Raw genomic sequence first — 16,554 nt, forward strand, 5'->3', positions numbered from 1 at the left:
AATAACTGCCTTTCTTCCGCGTTTTATGCGCTCGTTAAATAATCCTTAATCATTCGGATGGTTTCTTCCGGTTGACTTAGATGTGGATAATGTCCCTTAGCCGTCATCTGTTGCAACCGGCTATTCTTCAGATGAGCGTGTAGATAATCCCCTACCTCTACCGGGGCAATGCTGTCATCCGAGCACTGAAGAATCAATGTTGGCACAGTTGCCTGCTCCAAATCAATACGACAGTCAGATAAAAACGTCACTTCGGCAAATTGTCTCGCAATATGCGGATCTCTGGAGCAGAAGCTTTTCTCCAACTCTTCCGTCAGCTCTTTCCGTTCCGGATTGTTCATCACAATGGGTGCCAGATAACTCGCCCACCCAATAAAATTCATCTGCATCATCTCAAGTAATTCATCGATATCATTCCGATCAAAACCTCCATAATAATTCGGCAGATCATTCACGTAACGTGGGGAGGGCCCTAACATTATAATTTTTTTGAAATATTTGGGGTTCTGAATCGATGCCAGCATACCAATCATACTACTGACGGAATGCCCGACAAATATGGTGTCCTTTAGCTCGAGCGCTTCCATAACTTCCAGCACATCCTGGGCGTATCCTTGAAGGTTGCTATATTTGATAGCATCATAATAGTTAATTTGAGAATCGCCAGATCCAACATAATCAAACAACACCACACGGTAGTTCTCCATAAAACCTGGAATAATGTAACGCCACATATCCTGATCGCATCCAAAACCATGAGCAAATACAATCGTTTGGCTACCCGAGCCAAGTACCTTAACATTATTTCTTACAAGTATATCAACCGTCATTGCATATCACCTCTCCGAGGTAGTATTCGCTTGAATCATTTTATCTGATTATTATACCGGAAAATGTTGGGATATGAATTAAAAATGTTTAATAATTTCTCTCATCCACCAAAAAATCATGACCCTCTGCTCTGAATACGCGCTTTACAATCTGACCATCGTCAGGTAAAATCAGTTCAACATGTCGCGCGACAGAGATCAACATTACGGAGGAAAACCATGAGTACTTCAACACATAGCTCTACACCTCAGCAACTCTGGGGAAGATCATTCCTATTTATCATGTTAGCCAACGCATTATTGTTTATGGCATTTGAAATGTTGCTTCCCACCTTGCCTTTGTTTGTCTCAAGTCTTGGTGGCGAAGCCTCCCAGATTGGGCTGGTTACCGGCGTATTTATGTTTTCTGCCATCTTGATTCGACCCTTCACATCTGTTTTGGCAGCTCGAATAGACAAAAAATATCTATTGATTATCGGCATCACTATCTGTGCATTAATGACAGGCGCATACTACCTATCGTCAGGTATTTGGATGATTCTTGTATTTCGAGTGATCCACGGATTCGGATTTGGTTTGGCAACGACATATTTTGCAACGATTGCCACTGAAAACATACCAAGGGATCGCCGGGGAGAAGGTATGGGGTATTTCGGCGTAGGGGAGACGGTCGCTATATCCATCGGTCCATTGATTGGAACAAGCCTGTTGTTTAGGTACGACTACCAGAGCCTGTTTATGGGAGGTATGTGTATTTTGCTGTTAGCTCTCCTGATGACAGTGTTTGTATCCAGAAAGCCGAAAACAGGAGGTAGTAGCGAGTCTATGCAAACTCATGTCCCTTCGGTGAAACTGATTGAAAAGAAGGTACTCTTCCCTTCCCTTCTCATTATGCTCGTTGGCATTGCAGCGGGTTCAATCATGTCCTTTGTAGCTTTATTCGCCGCCGAAAGAGGGTTCGAGAATATAGCCTGGTTTTTCTTCATCGTCGCCATCGCAAGCTTCGCCGTTCGACTGTTCTCGGGGAAAATGTTTGATCGATGGGGACCAGGTTCCGTGTTGTTACCTTCTGCCGTGTTCGCAATCGCGGGGCTACTGGTTCTGATTATCGCCCAGAGTGATGTGCAATTCCTGATCGCTGGTGCGTTATACGGCTTTGGTTTTGGTGCCATATTCCCGGCGATTCAGACCTGGTGTGTGAATCTTGTAGAAGAACATGAGCATGAAAATGCGATGGCTTCCTTCTTTAATTTTTTTGACCTCGGAATTGGTGGGGGTTCGTTGATTCTGGGCGTGGTGGCTTCTGCATTTTCCTATACGGTGGTGTATGCTATCTCTATAGGCATTTTTGTGGTATATATCTTGTTATATTTGGTATACTCCCAAAAACAACAGAGGTATTCAGCTCGCCAACTGGAGGTAGACATTGAGTAAAAAACGAATCAAGGAAATTGCCATTCAACATTTTAATCGTCTGGGTTACGAGGGGACCAAGATGGCGCAAATTGCCGAAGAGGCAGGCATTCGCAAGCAATCCCTGGCTTATCATTATTCATCCAAAAAAGCGTTATTGCTGGAGTTATATGAGGAAGTTGTGCAGGAGGAACAGCAGTTTGTACGCCAATTTTTCAGTGAGTCTGTTACCCAAACTCTGGATCAGCAGCTATATGCCTTTTTGCATGAACACAAAAATCGCTTTCTGACTCATCCAAACGTCGCTTTTATGTATATCCTGTCCTTTATCACACCGCTGGAGGTGCATGATTTTGTGCTGGCCCAATATCGAACGTACCTCGGGACACTGAAGGAAGAGCTGGCAGCCGTATTTACCAGACATTCCGATATACGCCTGAGTCCGGAAGAAGCCACCGTAGCTTTTGTCACCGTGATGGATGGATTGGATGTACAGCTCGTGTATGAGACACGGCAATCCTATGAACAAGCTTTGGCAATCACCTGGAATGTCTTCTGGTCAGGCATCCAGCGTTAACGGATCAATTACGATCAGACTACACAAATAAGAGGGGTGTCCCGCCAGCCATGTTGATGACTTTTGGGACTGCCCCTCTATTTCTTTATTTCACGGTTAGGATCACACGTTGATAATGCTTCAACTGATGCTCTCCATCATCCTGTACTTCGGCAACGATATGAAGAGTATCACCCGATTTGGCATCGTCAGGAACGGTAAATGTCACCGCTTCGGTGTCACTGCCCTGCAATTTTATCGTATCCACCTGCTCATCCTTGGCAAGTTCACGATGTATTCCAAGCTGCAGATCACCCGCCATTTCAGGCTGAACTTTATTCGGTGTTACTTTGGAATCCTCATAAGTGTCCGCTTCGAAATATCTCCACCACGTATACGTCAGTTGATCTCCATCCGGGTCTTTACCCTCCGCGTGAAGAGTCACTTCCTCCCCAGGACTAACACTTAGATCCACCCCTTCCTTAATCGTTAAAGACGGATTATGGTTGGCACCTTCGTAAGTGTCTGCAACTGCCCAGTCTGCACGTGCTGCAAAATCATCCTGCACATCGTCAAACCATCTCATCAGAGAGTATTCGGCTTCATAGCGTTTGGTGTAGGGATCGTAATCAAGCACATTGTTTCTAAACAGCTTGTCGTTCACAACGCCAAAGCGTCCACCCCAACCGCCGTAAGAAGGGTCTTCCATACTGCGCAGCCCATTATCGATCAGATAGAAGAAGGATGGAGAATCTCCCTCAGATATAAAATCGTATTTGTCATATTGCGGATTGTTCTTGAGATATTCGGCACTTCCGCGCTGTTCTTCGGCCAGTTCGCCTTCGATCATCTTGCCGTCACCCATCGACGCATACATATCCATCAGCTTGCCATGTCCATTCAGAATGTTCTTGACCATCCAGTCGCCATGAAGCTTACTGTTCACTTCTTCAGCATGCATCTTCCATGCATAGGCAAAATGCCAGAAGTTCGATTGGTCATTGAGAATGCGGATATCCGGCCAATTCTTCGCAATGTATTCGTTGTAGCTGTCATCCTGATCGAGGATGATGTACAGGACCAGTTTGTCACTGACTTTTTTGCGAATCGTATCCCACTCGGCCGTGTCTTTATACTGTTCCTCAATCGATTTTAGCGCTCTGGCCGTAGTATTGGTGCCACCCCATGTCTGAACAATCAGGTCTCGGGAATCATCATCGAGGAAAAGAGTTTCGAGGAATTCGGAACCTTCGGTTTCCTTCTCCATCTCCCCTTTATCGGAAATATTACCGATCTTGGTCATCGCTCGAAGCTGTTCCGGCTCCGGGTACCCATCCGCATGTTTGGACAAGTTCGGGTAAATCTCGCCATAGGCATCGATCATGTCGTACACCCACTGTGTGCCTGTCCAGCGGAACGGTTTGATCCCTGCTTCCTCGTCTCCAGCATAATGATACACCGAGCTGGTCAGTACAATTCCGGCGAGATCCATCTCATTCGAATACAAGAGGAAACGAATGACGGAGTTCATATCATCCACTTCACCGTCGGTTGTAATCACTGTTCTGCCTTTGGCAGCTTGGTTGTTTGCGGGTTCCTGTGTTTCATTCTCTGTCTGTTCTGTCGCCTGATTTGGTGTGTCACTCGCGGTTTGTGGCGCTTTGGATGCGCATCCACTAATCACCAGGATGATACTGAGACAACCTGCGGCAAAACCGTTTAACCATTTTCTCTTGTTCATAATGCTCCCCTTTCTTCTGTACAGCGTGATGTTAGTTGGGTTGGAAATAAGTACGTCCTCTGTTTTTCTATCCTTAATATGGACCGTAGAATGCAAAAAAACCCGAACAACATTATGAATGGAACAACGTCCACGCATAGTGATGTTCAGGTTTTGCCTGCCCGAAGCAGTAACAATCCTTATTTGAGTGAAAGTATATCATGTCCACTCATGAATGTAAACGTATTCAATTTTTTTTTTGAATTTATCTTTGATATAGTATAATGCTTATAGTCAAGAATCAAATGGATCGGCGTAGTATTAAACCAATGTTACCAGGAGGAATCAGACACTATGCAACAACTGGATGCGGCCTTGACCCGTTTTGTGGAACAGCAGGATTTATATAATGAAGCTTATGGACTTTTCAAAAATCATGATCTGCGTCCCCGCGAACAACATCACCAGCCGGAAGTGGATACACGAATACCTCTTTCTCCAGAACTTCAGTATCTGTACAGTCATTATGAAATGATGGATGCGGATGCGGAAGGTACACTCAAAATGAAAAATGCCGCCGTCGAAATCGGTGATGCCGCACTTATTTCCTTTGTCGCACCTGAACATCTGCTTCGTCAGCAACTGGGGTTCCGCTGGATTGGCATGAATGAACCTTATGAGGAGTCCTCCACTTGGCCAAAAAATCACGTCGTCATCGCAAACTTTAACGATGATCCGTTAATTGTAGATGTGGAGGCACCAAACTCTCCCGTATATGCCGCTTTTACAGGTGGAGAACCAAACCGTGTTGCTGATTCGCTGTCAGACTTTTTCAGTGCACTAGCCATCCTGATTGAGGCAGCGCGCACCTATGCCGGGGAAGTGAAAGATGAAGAAACCTATGAAACCAAACCCGAGTATCTGGAGCAAGTGGAACCTTTATTGCAAGATCTGTTGGGAGAAGAGTATACTGCTCACCTTTTCGAGTATCTGTCCTTTTGTTAACACGGTGAATTAAAGGGAATTGGAGGGTCATCCAGATGATATATGTAGCCTTATTACGAGGCATTAATGTAGGCGGGAACAATAAAATCAATATGAAGCAGCTGAAAGAAACATTTGAACAAGCAGGCATGCTGGACGTCGTTACCTATATCAACTCTGGCAATATTATTTTTGCCGATCATCAGGTACGTGCCGATGCGAATAGGGAGATATCCCATGTGGTAGAACAGGCCATCGCCGCCGATTTTGGCTTACAGATCAGGGTAATGGTGCGGAATATGGATGAAATCTATAGCGTTATTCAGGCGCTGCCAGAAGAATGGGTTAATGATGACACAGCCAAAAGTGATGTGATGTTCCTCTGGGATGAGATCAATGAGCCCTCCGTGCTGGACCAGCTGCCCATCAAACCGGAAATTGGTACACTGATCTATGTTCCTGGAGCGATTTTATATTCAGTCAGCAGAGAAGATGCATCCAAAAGTGGCATGAACAAGCTTGTGGGATCCAAAGTATATGCCTATATGACGGTTAGAAATGTGAATACCACACGTAAGATATATGCCCTGATGCAAGCAACAGCAGAGAAATAACTCGGTACCAGCACAATGGATAGTCAGTTATGCATCGTCCAATTCATATGAAAAATAAAGCATGCAGAAAACATCCTTATGGATGTCTCCTGCATGCTTTTTGCCGTGTTAGGAAACTATTTTTTCCACTGTATATTAGTCAATTTGAATGCGTCTGCGAGATTGATCATCACCAGGACGTTTCGGAATCTCGAGCTTCAGCACACCTTCTTCCAATTTGGCCTTAATGTGCTCCTCATCAATATGATCAACATAGAATCGCCGGATAAACTCGCCGGAACGGCGTTCCTGCCGTATGATTCGATTGGAGTCATCCTTCTGCTCCACTACATCATTGCGTTTGGCACGAATAATCAATTCATTACCTTGAACCTGAATCTCTATGTCCTCTTTGGCGATGCCCGGAAGCTCGGCTTCTACCGAATATTTGTCTTCTTCCTCACGAATGTCGGTCCGGAATGGCTGGGAGCCAGTTCCAAAAGGGGAGAGGAATGAGTTCTCAACCATGTCATTGAAGGATTTCAACATGTGTCCGAACGGGTCTTCATTTCGTTTACGAAACGGAATCAGATCAAACATGAAAATCAGCTCCTTTTGTGTGGTTGGTTTATTGGTGTTGCTTACATTGATTATTATAATACCCTTGCAAATAAGGCTCAAAGTCCGTAAAAGACGAAAAAAGACGATTTTCTTTCATCATGGTTCACTATTTTAAAATAGATCCTTTTTTCTTTTATTTTGACCTTATTTGATCTTCTGACTTTGTCTGACTATAACGAATGAATGGGGTCCGTTACAGTATTGGATTCATTTTTCCGCATTCCCAGCATCATGATTGCCAGCAAGACAACCAGAACAGCTACGAGCATAAACGGAACATGTTCGTCCACCTGATAAAGTGTCGTTGTAAGTAAAGGCGTAATGACGGCGGATATCCCCTGAATCGCTGCTACCAATCCCGCTGCCCCTCCCTGCTGTTCTTTGCTAACTGCCAGCGAAGCACCTGCCATGAACCCCGGCATCATCAGACCCGAACCCATGCCAAACAGGAAAAACGAGAAATAATACATGGATAACACATTGAAGACCAAAAACAGGATCATGCTTGCGATCAGGAAAAGGGACCCGAGCAAAATCATCGGGCGTGGCTGCCATTTCAACCATTTCATCTGAATGACCTGCATGATCAACATCGCTGCTCCAGAGAACATGAGTCCAAACGAAACCATTCGGGCCGTCGCCGCTGAGGATAGAGCCAGTTGATCCTGAAAATAAAATCCCCCGACAACCTGTAGTGTCATGATACCCATCATCGTGACCAAGCCGGCAACAAGGTACATTCGTAAACCACGTTGGAACGGGTTGACTTTAGGCGGTTTTGCCTGAATGACCGGTTTGGCTGACGGGATTAACAACAAGGCAATAATAAACGCAGCTATCGCTATAAAAATGCCAAAATAAAGCGGCCAGAGCAGACCGATAAGGGTAAATGCTCCTGCAATCGCAGGTCCGAATACTAGGCCAAGTCCATTCGCAGCACTGATAATCGCCATCCCACTTCCCCGCTCTTCCCCTTCTGTCACATCACCCATATAGGCCTGGGCAGACGACAGCACCGCCGGAATGAACATACCGATCAGACTGCGCGTCACAATTAGAAGGGTTAACAGGAGCCCCCCTCCGATCCAAGCATTCAATCCACCGTACAATGCCAGTGCAAATAATGCACAGCTCACAGACATACCTATAAATCCAATCAATATGATGGGTTTTCTTCCTCTTATATCACTCCATCTGCCCCATACCGGAGCCATGACAGCCATCATAATGGACCCAAGCGAGATAATAAGACCGGAATGGCTTTCTTTCATGCCCAACTCGCGAATAAGCGGCGGCATAATGGGTGCAATTAGCATCAGACCCAACATGGCTGCAAATACGCTAAAAAAAATACTTCCTCTGATTCTATTCATGTTTGTACACTCCTCTATATTTCAGTACAGTACCCACTGTACCTGGAGTATACAAGGCTGAGAGAATCCCCACTGCCTCTATACGGAACAATTCACGGCAAGACGGATTATTAATTTTATTTTAAATAAGTTCAACCCATAAAATGTTACACCAGACCACTACGATTGCAGTACCATCTTCCGATCGCTGTTATCACCGGATTTCTGTGATTCCCTTCTATTAAAGGGAGAAATCCGTTGATAAAGGCGAACGCTCTGCTTCTCCAGACTGGTTCTGCACTCTTCGTTCTTGTGTAATGTTTCAGTTCATCTTATTTAATAAATCTTTTTCATTTCAGAGGGCTTCACGCCGAATTTGCGATAAAATTGCTGCGAAAAGGCACTGACATTACTGTAACCAACCGCAATCGCGGCCTCGGTGACGTTGTTATTCTGATTGCGCAGCAACTTCATGGCGTTGTCGAGACGAACCTGACGCAAATATTCGAAGACCGTGCTTCCGTAAAGGGCCTTGAATCCTTTTTTTAATTTAAAATCGTTAAGACCTACTTGTCTGGACAATGCTAGCAAAGATGGAGGATCTACCATACAGGCCTCCATAATCTCCCGTGCCGTATGTAACTTCCGGATGTCCTCTCTGGAGAATCCCGCGGGGATTGGCGCCAAATCAAACAATTGGATCATAAATCGATTCAAGATTTCCAACGCTGTCGCTTCCATCATTAAGGATGATCGATAACTATTGTTTAATTCCACAATCAAATTGTCGATCATCGTTCGTATCCGGTTATCCAATTGAAATACAATTGGCTTGAACACCTTTCGCCCCAATACCTGATTAAACGCAATCGACTTGAAACCGCCCAGTTGCGCCGCAGCATAATTGAACAGAGAAACTGGAATCCCCAGCGAAAAGGACGTATACAGCTCCCTTGCCGGAGGATGGAACCACGCTTCGAAATCATGCATAAAAATAAGGGCCCCTTGCCCTATCGATAATGAATAGTCCTGACCGGATATATCCACATGTCGCTCTCCTGACAAGGCAAATTGCAATTCCACAATGGGTGTATCGGACGCAAAATACGTAGGATAAGGCTGATGATATTCAACCTGGGAATATAAAATCTCAATGCCACTGTAAGTTGTCACTCTTTTGACCTTACCGCTACCCGCCTTGGGAGAGAGCAGATACGTGTGTTCATCTTGCTGACTGTAAGGTTCCTGGGTCAGGTAATGCTGATATACTACGCCTAATGCATCATCCGTGCGCATGGTATTCACCTCGCCTATATCTTGATCAGACTTGTCAGTAAAGAAAGTCCGAATTAATTGATAATGATTCTCAATTATAATTCTAGCGTATTTTCTCCCGTTCGACCAGTCCTATATATATGAAGGTTCACGTCTGCTTTTTTCTTCATGTGGCAACATCATTTTATACACTAACTTACATATCCAATTTGGAAAAATATCTCTTATCTAACCTTTTACACAAATCGCAGACTTCTCTTACCTCTCCTTAACATTAGCTCCCTATACTAAAACAATTGTACACACCATCACACACGAAACGATAAAGGGGATCTGGAACTTTGAAAAAGAGAAATCAATGGCTTGCCGTTCTGTCGATGACAGCCATTCTTAGCGCAGGAGCAACCAGCTACACATCAATGGTCCATGCCGCTGACGCAACTAAACCCGCCAACGATCATGTCGTACTGCGCACAGCCATCCAAAATATGCAGGGTACGGTCACATGGAACGGAAGCAGTCGCAGTGTTGATATCCAGATCGCAGATACTAAAGTACAACTTCCTATAGGAACGTCATCAGCCACCATCAACGGTGTGAAAACTCCTTTGGACAGTAAAAGCTACATCACCAAAGGTACAACGTATGTATCTCCACAAACGCTAAAATTAATTACGGATCAACTGATCCTGAAACAAAATAAAACCGGTTTTGAACAGACCGCATCGTTTCAGATGCCTGGAGGAAAAGCAGAAATATCAGCCTCTACGCCAGATGGACAGCGCCTGCTCGTAACCGAAGCAGACAATGGCAGCATTTCCGTACTGGACATTGCTGACTTGAAAAACATCAACGTATTGAAGACGGTCAGCTTCCATGACCTTTCCGCCAAAGCTGAAGTTACAAGCGTAACCGTGTCCAAAGATGGTAAATACGGTCTTGCTGTTATTCGTACAGGGGATACAGACAGTGAAGCAAACAAAGGGTTGCTTGCCATTGTGGATCTGACAACCTACAAAACCGTCAAAACGTATGAACTGGGCATTGGTCCTGACTCGATTGCACTGTCACCAGACGGTCAGCATGCAGTGATCGCCATAGAGGATGAAGAGCTGAATAAAGCTGCGGATGAAATTGACTATGCCAACACCAAACGTCCGGGTAGCATTATGGTTGTATCTTTTGCTGGCGGGAACGTATTGGAGGGTGAGATCACCAACTTGCCAGTATCTCTGGACAATGTAAAAGGTGCCATCTATCCGCATGATCCACAACCGGAGTATGTTGCCATTAGTCCAGATAGTAAAACAGCAGCCATCACGTTACAGGAAAACAATGTCGTTGCCATCGTAGATCTGGAGACAAAAAAGATCAGCTCAATCTTCGCTCTAGGTACTACTTCACATCAAGCGGATCTGAAAGATGACGGTATCGTTCAGTTTAAAGAGACGTTGACCGCTCGTTATGAACCGGATGGAATTGCTTTCTCGGCAGATGGTAAATACCTGCTGACAGCTAACGAAGGGGACTTGGGCAAGAATGAATTTGAGGATGGTGTAAAAGCAGGCGGACGTAATATTGCTGTCTGGGATCTGCAAGGCCAGCGGATCTACGATAGCCAGAACCTTATTGACGAGGCAACTGCCATGGTTGGCTTGTATCCCGATGATCGCAGTCCCAACAAAGGCAGCGAAGTCGAGAACCTGACCGTTGCTACTGTAGACGGCACTACGTATGCAGCCGTAGCTTCCGAACGGGCAGATGCCATTTTGTTCTTTGATCTTGCTGATCCGGTCAATCCGGACTACCTAGGTCTGATTCCTACAGCCGGAGAATCACCAGAGGGAATTCATCGTGTTAACGGACGCAGCCTGTTTGTGAGTGCAGATGAAAGCACGGGAACACTTAGTTTTTTTTCCAAGAAATAGTTCGAGTGCCCTCGGTATGTAAAGGCTGAATGAGCGGTGTCACGTTGTATTGAGTAGGTGGGGGCGAAAAGCCCCTATCCTCTCATAATATGGTACGCGCTATTCCACGTACCCACATATAATGCTGCAAAGGTTATCGACGCTTCATATTTTCCAATTCCCGCCTGTTCCGCTCTACTTCCTCTTGTAACACTCGTACTTCCATCCTCAATGCGGATACTTCCTCTTTGGCGCCAAACCGCTTCATCACAAGATAGAAAACCAGATATACTACAAGACCAATCATAATAAAGAAAATTAATAGCGTTATAATACCTGCAATACCAAAATTACTAACTCCATCCATAATGTACGTTTCCCCTTTCCGACATTCTATTAATTTATATTTACAACAATACCATATTTAAGTATGACGAACAGTACAAAAAGCCAAGAGAGCACGCTCCCTTGGCTTTCAATTTATCTATATACCTTCCTATCCGGTGATCCTTATTCCCAGAAGAAACGACCTGCGAACACTTTTTCCGTCAACAGTTTATACGTTTCTTCAGGCAATTCTTTTTTCATCTTTGCCATAACGGCGTCTTTGCCTTGATTATATTGTGTGGACATGCCAATCTCTGCCGTTGTATTGCTTGCATCCAGACGCATGATTGGGGCTTGGGCATCTTTCGTCCAAGGTGTCCATGCCGCCAGATCAGGTGATCCACCCGTACCTGGATTGCCTGTGTACAGGAACTGCTTCAGATATGCTGCCATCGCGGCGGACAACTGATCACGTCCTGGTTTGTTTGTATCGCTAAAGTACCCATCAGGGAAATAAGCAGCAATTCCGTCTGCGTGTCCTGTATAGAAGTCCATATCCGCACCATGTGGTGCGCCCAGTAATGTAAGCAAACGCTCAGAGATGACCCCAGGTTGTGTGCCCCATGCAAAACGATACGCATATACCGGCGGCTGACCTGCTTCCCTTGTCAATTGTTCTGCTACACGCTCTGCATTAAAGCCTGCATAAGCTTCGCTACCGTATTTCAACGCAGCAGCATATTGCTCCGCCTTGGTTTTGTCAGTAAACAGGGTTCCATCCGTAATCGATGGAGAGAAGTTTGGATCACCGAAAGCAAATCCGGAGAACTCCGTTTCCAGGCTGCCGAGCAATAAAGGAACTTTTGTGTAATTGCCATTATTGATGGCGTCAAATCCTTCTTTTGGAATCACTGTACCATCCCGGAACAGATGCGGGAATGGTTCCATACGGATTGCGGTTGCACCAAATGCTGTGACCAACTTGTCCGCAGGCAGTGCACGCAGGTAACTCTCCAGCTGTGCCTGAGATTGCTTGCCAATCCATGTTTTGGCTTCTTCTGCATTAGCCGCTTTCCCCTCTTGCACGAGTAGCTTCACAAGTACATCCTCGGATTTTTGCTCGCCTTCTTCCGGTGATGCTGTCGTCAATCCTCCGCTGAAAGCAACTGCTTTTTGATACAATCCTTTGCTAAGTGGAGAGATCAGGGTTGCCAGCACATCACGTGCACCAGCAGATTGTCCGGCTAATGTAACATTGCCTGTATCTCCGCCAAAACCTTCGATATTATCCTGTACCCACTCCAGTGCACGGAATGCGTCGAGCAGACCGTAGTTACCTGAGTCATCCAGGGCATTGCCTGTTTTCAGCGCTGCATTCTCGAAGAATCCGAGAGCTCCCAAACGGTAGTTCACCGAGATAATGATGCTGTTGGTGCTCCGTGCAAGCTGTTCACCCTGAAAATCTTTTCCTGATCCGGTCATATTCCCGCCGCCGTGCAGGAACACCATAACCGGAAGTTTTGAACTGGTTGTGTCGGGACGCCAGATATTGAGATACAAAGAATCCTCGCTGCCTACTGTATTTTTACCGGAGATCTGCAAGCTGTTCGCTGCAAATTCCTTAGCCGATCTGGTTCCTGTCCATGATTCCGGTTCTTGCGGGGCTTTCCAGCGCAGTTCCCCTACCGGAGGTGCCGCATAAGGAACACCGAGCCAGCCGAGCGTGCCATATTGCTTATAGGTTTTGCCATCAATCGCGCCATACTTGGTCTGTTGCACCGTTTGAGGTCGGAACGCCCCAGCTTCTTTATGTTTCAACCAGCTCTGTTCCAAGGTTCCACTGCCATTCTTGAGCTGTGTCTGCAAAGCTTGTGCGGTTGCCTCGGCCATCAGACGGTTGGTAAGTTGACTCGCGCCCTTCCCTTGAAGTGCCTTGATTCCTTTCCCAGCCGCATAGGTGGAAGCCGCTCCCTGTTCATAATCTGTACCTGCTTCATATCCTAGCACCTTCAGCAGCATTTCGGCATATCCTTCCGCTGTAAGTGGCGCATTAGGTTCAAACTTCTCCGTTCCTGTTACGATCTCAGCCACATACGGATGCTGCTTCAAGTAACCAACGACCGGTTGCAATACTTTGCCTGCCTGAGCCGCATCGTCGTACGTTTCCGATCCCTGATAAGCGAGTGCTTCTTTCTCCAATCCGGACAAACGCAAGTAAAGTACTGCGGCCTGAATGCGTGTAGCCTTTTTGTTCAGATAAGCTGCATTAACACCTTGACCGCTGCCGCGAATAAGCTCGGATTGGATCAGCTTGTCCATCGCTGCTGAAGAAGAGGTTGCTGTATTGCCTGCTGCATAAGCTGGTAGAGCGGATACACATAACCCCAAAATTGTTGCTACGGCAATCGAACGTTTAATGGTTTTCATGTCATAAATCTCCTCGCTGTCGAATAGTGTGTGATGGGATAAGTTCATTGGAAATGCGCATCTTTTCAGTATTCCAATGTCTGGATGACTCTATATCTCTTTTTATGATAAATTAAATCTGCTGCGCTCCTTTCTGCTCGAAATATCTGCTACGGCGCTTGCGGTCATGCCATCAGGCATTTTTCTTATATAAAAAAACCTGAACCGAAGGCAAACAGACATCGCTTTAGCGTGGTCTACTGCCCTCAATTCAGGTTTTGCCTGCAATCAGTAACAACCCTGAGGAATGAGGCTCATTCCATATGAAAATGTAAACGCAATCAATCGATTGATAACTAAAAAACCAACGAATGAACTGACACAGGTATTGCCCTAAACACGGTTACAATCCTGTTGTTATGGTGATGTTAGCACATAATGTAAGCGTTCGCAATATCTTTTTTTAGAACGTCATCATAGAACTCCTGACAGAGGTAACATTAAAAATAAGCTCTGCAAGTTCCATACCACATCGAATCAGAACCGACGATATAACAAAACAGGCCATAGGCGCATCCACCTATGAACCTGCTCTGATATGACGTGATTTGCGTCAAATTTGTAGAATGAAATGTTTTTTTATTCCTGTAGCTTGCTCACTTGCTCAATCAGGCTATCTAGCCCCTTGTCGACCAGATACGGTCCATAATTCCAATAGTTGCGAGATACATTAATAATCCGATTATTTTTGATCGCAGGAATACTCTGATACACCGGCTCATTGAATAGCTCCATCATCTGCTCCATCTCTTCATCATCCATCTGGGTGAAGAAGTAGTCTGCAGGTTTATCCGCCAGCTTCTCCAATGAGAGCACGGTTCCACCATCTGCATAGGCTTTGTACTGTTCAGGCATGTCAAATCCGAAATCCTGGTATATCAGCTTGCCCAATGTGCCACCTTCTCCCCCAAGTAATACCTCCTTGTTATAGATGACGAAGGACATGGCCGTGGTTCCCGGTTCAATATTGATGTTCAGTTCATCCCGAATTCCCTTCAATTTATCTTCAAAAGTAGCAATCCATCGCTCTGCTTCCTCTTTCCGATCCATAATCTCACCCATCGTTCTCAGGGTGTTGATGACATCCGGGTCACCGCCCCAAGCTACCGTAATCGTGGGCGCAATTTTCTCATAGGTACCGATCACTTCCGTGCTTGTATAATCAGGTACGATGATCAGATCTGGCTCCAGATCCGAGACCACTTCTACGTTCCCCGTTCCTGAGCCGATATCCGGTACATTAGCCATCTCTTCCGGGTACAGATCCAGTGTTTCCTTGTTGGCACCCGCCGGCTTCATTCCGAGTGGCAGCAAATACCCACCATATGTGATCACAACCGGTTTGGCAGATTGAGCTGGAATCTCAACCGTTCTCCCCGATGCGTCGGTATACATTTTGGTTGCAGGCAGTGAAGCATCTTCAATTGCTGTTGACTGTGGATCAGCTCCTCCCCCGCAAGCTGCTAACAGCAGGGATAAACTGAATAATAAACTGACCGCCAAAGTAGGCTTAAAACGAACATTCAAGTCATTCACGCTCCAAGTGTTGTATTGATAATGATTATCGTTATTATCAATATAGCGTTGTGTGAGTTCTCCAGCAATGAACGATTCCGACTTCTTATTGGTACGATTGGAACCTTTAAGCAGATGACTGTGCATTTTATATTGAGCGGGAGTTTCTCCCATCATTCGTTTGAAGATTCGGCTAAAGTAGTACAAATCTTTATATCCAACGCTCTCAGCCACATCACGAATCTGAGCCTCTGTCTCTGTTAGCAATACTTTGGCTTGGTTCATCCGGGTTTGGATGACGTAATCCATCGGACTGCATCCGAACCTGCGCTTGAATACCCGTGCCAGATAATGACTGCTGTAATGAAATTGGGCCGCCATCTCCTCCATGGACACGGGATGTGCGTAGTGCTCCTGAATGTATGCTGCAATCTGCTCGGCTAATTCTGGAGGATCAGCTACCTGATCACTCGCCTGCTTCCATTGGCGAAACTGTTCGTATACAAACTGATACAACAGTCCTGTAACCTGCAACCTGTCCAATTCTTCGCAGCTTGCCCAGCATTCATGCATTCTCTCCATTATGGGAATTAGCGACAGCGGATATGTTGCTGCAAAATGATACTGCTGCGGGGAAAATTTATACTCCTGTTGTACGTTTTCCGCTCTCGACGGGTCAGTACCAGTGAAGCCTGGCTGGGATTTATATAAAATAAGATAATATTCCAAGGGGAGATCCAGACAATGGATATGTATAGTTGTGCCTTTGACACCATGCAGAACCTGCGTCTGGGTGGACCTGAGCTTTTCTTTGCCCATATGAACAATGGCTTCTCCTCTGACCATCAGCAAAAAAGCATGGGCTGGCAAAACATACGGCTTAATTGCCTGTCCCGGCTTCAAGACCAGATGACGAATGTCCATGAGCTTCACCTGATTTTTATTCCACCACTGAATGGCTTCTGACCATTCTTTCATTACAAACCACCTCAAAG

13 protein-coding genes are annotated in these 16,554 nt (G+C 45.6%); 5 read left to right on the forward strand and 8 right to left on the reverse strand.

Annotation, left to right across the window (positions count from 1 at the left end; translation table 11 throughout):
- Positions 1-23: 23 nt before the first annotated feature.
- Complete coding sequence (locus MKY44_RS20605; protein ID WP_341008363.1) at positions 24-830, reverse strand: alpha/beta fold hydrolase; 807 nt, start codon at positions 828-830, stop codon at positions 24-26.
- A gap of 219 nt (positions 831-1,049) precedes the next feature.
- On the opposite strand from MKY44_RS20605, the gene MKY44_RS20610 reads away from it, so the two are divergent.
- Positions 1,050-2,264 (forward strand): MFS transporter, encoded by a 1,215-nt coding sequence (locus tag MKY44_RS20610; protein ID WP_341008364.1) that lies wholly within the window; start codon positions 1,050-1,052, stop codon positions 2,262-2,264.
- Positions 2,257-2,820, forward strand: coding sequence for a TetR/AcrR family transcriptional regulator (locus MKY44_RS20615; protein WP_047843882.1), 564 nt, complete (start codon positions 2,257-2,259; stop codon positions 2,818-2,820). Before MKY44_RS20610 ends, MKY44_RS20615 begins: the two co-directional genes overlap by 8 nt.
- 85 nt (positions 2,821-2,905) lie before the next feature.
- Here the strand turns inward: MKY44_RS20615 and MKY44_RS20620 are convergent, their stop codons facing one another.
- A complete protein-coding gene (locus tag MKY44_RS20620; protein WP_341008365.1) occupies positions 2,906-4,540 on the reverse strand; it encodes a DUF1593 domain-containing protein in 1,635 nt (544 codons plus the stop codon).
- Positions 4,541-4,873: 333 nt separating this feature from the next.
- On the opposite strand from MKY44_RS20620, the gene MKY44_RS20625 reads away from it, so the two are divergent.
- Together MKY44_RS20625 and MKY44_RS20630 are read left to right on the forward strand one after the other, a co-directional pair.
- Positions 4,874-5,524, forward strand: coding sequence for a hypothetical protein (locus tag MKY44_RS20625; protein WP_341008366.1), 651 nt, complete (start codon positions 4,874-4,876; stop codon positions 5,522-5,524).
- Between the two features lie 35 nt (positions 5,525-5,559).
- A complete protein-coding gene (locus MKY44_RS20630; RefSeq protein WP_341008368.1) occupies positions 5,560-6,117 on the forward strand; it encodes a DUF1697 domain-containing protein in 558 nt (185 codons plus the stop codon).
- Between the two features lie 135 nt (positions 6,118-6,252).
- Here the strand turns inward: MKY44_RS20630 and MKY44_RS20635 are convergent, their stop codons facing one another.
- The 3 genes from MKY44_RS20635 to MKY44_RS20645 all read right to left on the reverse strand — a co-directional run bounded on the left by MKY44_RS20635 (position 6,253) and on the right by MKY44_RS20645 (position 9,365).
- Positions 6,253-6,696 carry an Hsp20/alpha crystallin family protein gene (locus tag MKY44_RS20635; protein ID WP_341008369.1) on the reverse strand — a complete coding sequence of 148 codons (444 nt, stop codon included), beginning with the start codon at positions 6,694-6,696 and terminating at the stop codon, positions 6,253-6,255.
- Between the two features lie 191 nt (positions 6,697-6,887).
- Complete coding sequence (locus tag MKY44_RS20640; protein WP_341008371.1) at positions 6,888-8,090, reverse strand: MFS transporter; 1,203 nt, start codon at positions 8,088-8,090, stop codon at positions 6,888-6,890.
- Positions 8,091-8,405: 315 nt separating this feature from the next.
- Entirely contained in the window at positions 8,406-9,365 is a 960-nt protein-coding gene (locus MKY44_RS20645) for a helix-turn-helix transcriptional regulator (protein WP_341008372.1), read from the reverse strand.
- A 320-nt stretch (positions 9,366-9,685) separates the two neighbouring features.
- Here MKY44_RS20645 and MKY44_RS20650 point away from each other — a divergent pair, with 320 nt between their 5' ends.
- Positions 9,686-11,272 carry a choice-of-anchor I domain-containing protein gene (locus MKY44_RS20650; protein ID WP_341008374.1) on the forward strand — a complete coding sequence of 529 codons (1,587 nt, stop codon included), beginning with the start codon at positions 9,686-9,688 and terminating at the stop codon, positions 11,270-11,272.
- 133 nt (positions 11,273-11,405) lie between these two features.
- On the opposite strand, the gene MKY44_RS20655 is transcribed toward MKY44_RS20650, so the two are convergent.
- The 3 genes from MKY44_RS20655 to MKY44_RS20665 form a co-directional block, all read right to left on the reverse strand.
- The gene (locus tag MKY44_RS20655) at positions 11,406-11,618 is read right to left on the reverse strand and encodes a hypothetical protein (RefSeq protein WP_341008375.1); all 213 of its coding nucleotides are present in this window, start codon (positions 11,616-11,618) and stop codon (positions 11,406-11,408) included.
- A gap of 143 nt (positions 11,619-11,761) precedes the next feature.
- Positions 11,762-14,005: a carboxylesterase/lipase family protein gene (locus MKY44_RS20660; protein ID WP_341008376.1), complete on the reverse strand. Its 2,244-nt coding sequence runs from the start codon at positions 14,003-14,005 to the stop codon at positions 11,762-11,764.
- 618 nt (positions 14,006-14,623) lie between these two features.
- Positions 14,624-16,537: a helix-turn-helix domain-containing protein gene (locus MKY44_RS20665; protein WP_341008377.1), complete on the reverse strand. Its 1,914-nt coding sequence runs from the start codon at positions 16,535-16,537 to the stop codon at positions 14,624-14,626.
- Between the last annotated feature and the right edge of the window lie 17 nt (positions 16,538-16,554).

Source organism: Paenibacillus sp. FSL R7-0026, from assembly GCF_038004485.1.
In the GTDB taxonomy this organism is placed as follows: Bacteria; Bacillota; Bacilli; order Paenibacillales; family Paenibacillaceae; genus Paenibacillus; species Paenibacillus xylanexedens_A.

Bases quoted from the DNA above. Each gene is read 5' to 3' on its own strand.
- MKY44_RS20605 (WP_341008363.1), bottom strand. From the start codon at position 830: ATGACGGTTGATATACTTGTAAGAAATAATGTTAAGGTACTTGGCTCG.
- MKY44_RS20610 (WP_341008364.1), top strand. From the start codon at position 1,050: ATGAGTACTTCAACACATAGCTCTACACCTCAGCAACTCTGGGGAAGA.
- MKY44_RS20620 (WP_341008365.1), bottom strand. From the start codon at position 4,540: ATGAACAAGAGAAAATGGTTAAACGGTTTTGCCGCAGGTTGTCTCAGT.
- MKY44_RS20625 (WP_341008366.1), top strand. From the start codon at position 4,874: ATGCAACAACTGGATGCGGCCTTGACCCGTTTTGTGGAACAGCAGGAT.
- MKY44_RS20630 (WP_341008368.1), top strand. From the start codon at position 5,560: ATGATATATGTAGCCTTATTACGAGGCATTAATGTAGGCGGGAACAAT.
- MKY44_RS20635 (WP_341008369.1), bottom strand. From the start codon at position 6,696: ATGTTTGATCTGATTCCGTTTCGTAAACGAAATGAAGACCCGTTCGGA.
- MKY44_RS20640 (WP_341008371.1), bottom strand. From the start codon at position 8,090: ATGAATAGAATCAGAGGAAGTATTTTTTTTAGCGTATTTGCAGCCATG.
- MKY44_RS20645 (WP_341008372.1), bottom strand. From the start codon at position 9,365: ATGCGCACGGATGATGCATTAGGCGTAGTATATCAGCATTACCTGACC.
- MKY44_RS20655 (WP_341008375.1), bottom strand. From the start codon at position 11,618: ATGGATGGAGTTAGTAATTTTGGTATTGCAGGTATTATAACGCTATTA.
- MKY44_RS20660 (WP_341008376.1), bottom strand. From the start codon at position 14,005: ATGAAAACCATTAAACGTTCGATTGCCGTAGCAACAATTTTGGGGTTA.
- MKY44_RS20665 (WP_341008377.1), bottom strand. From the start codon at position 16,537: ATGAAAGAATGGTCAGAAGCCATTCAGTGGTGGAATAAAAATCAGGTG.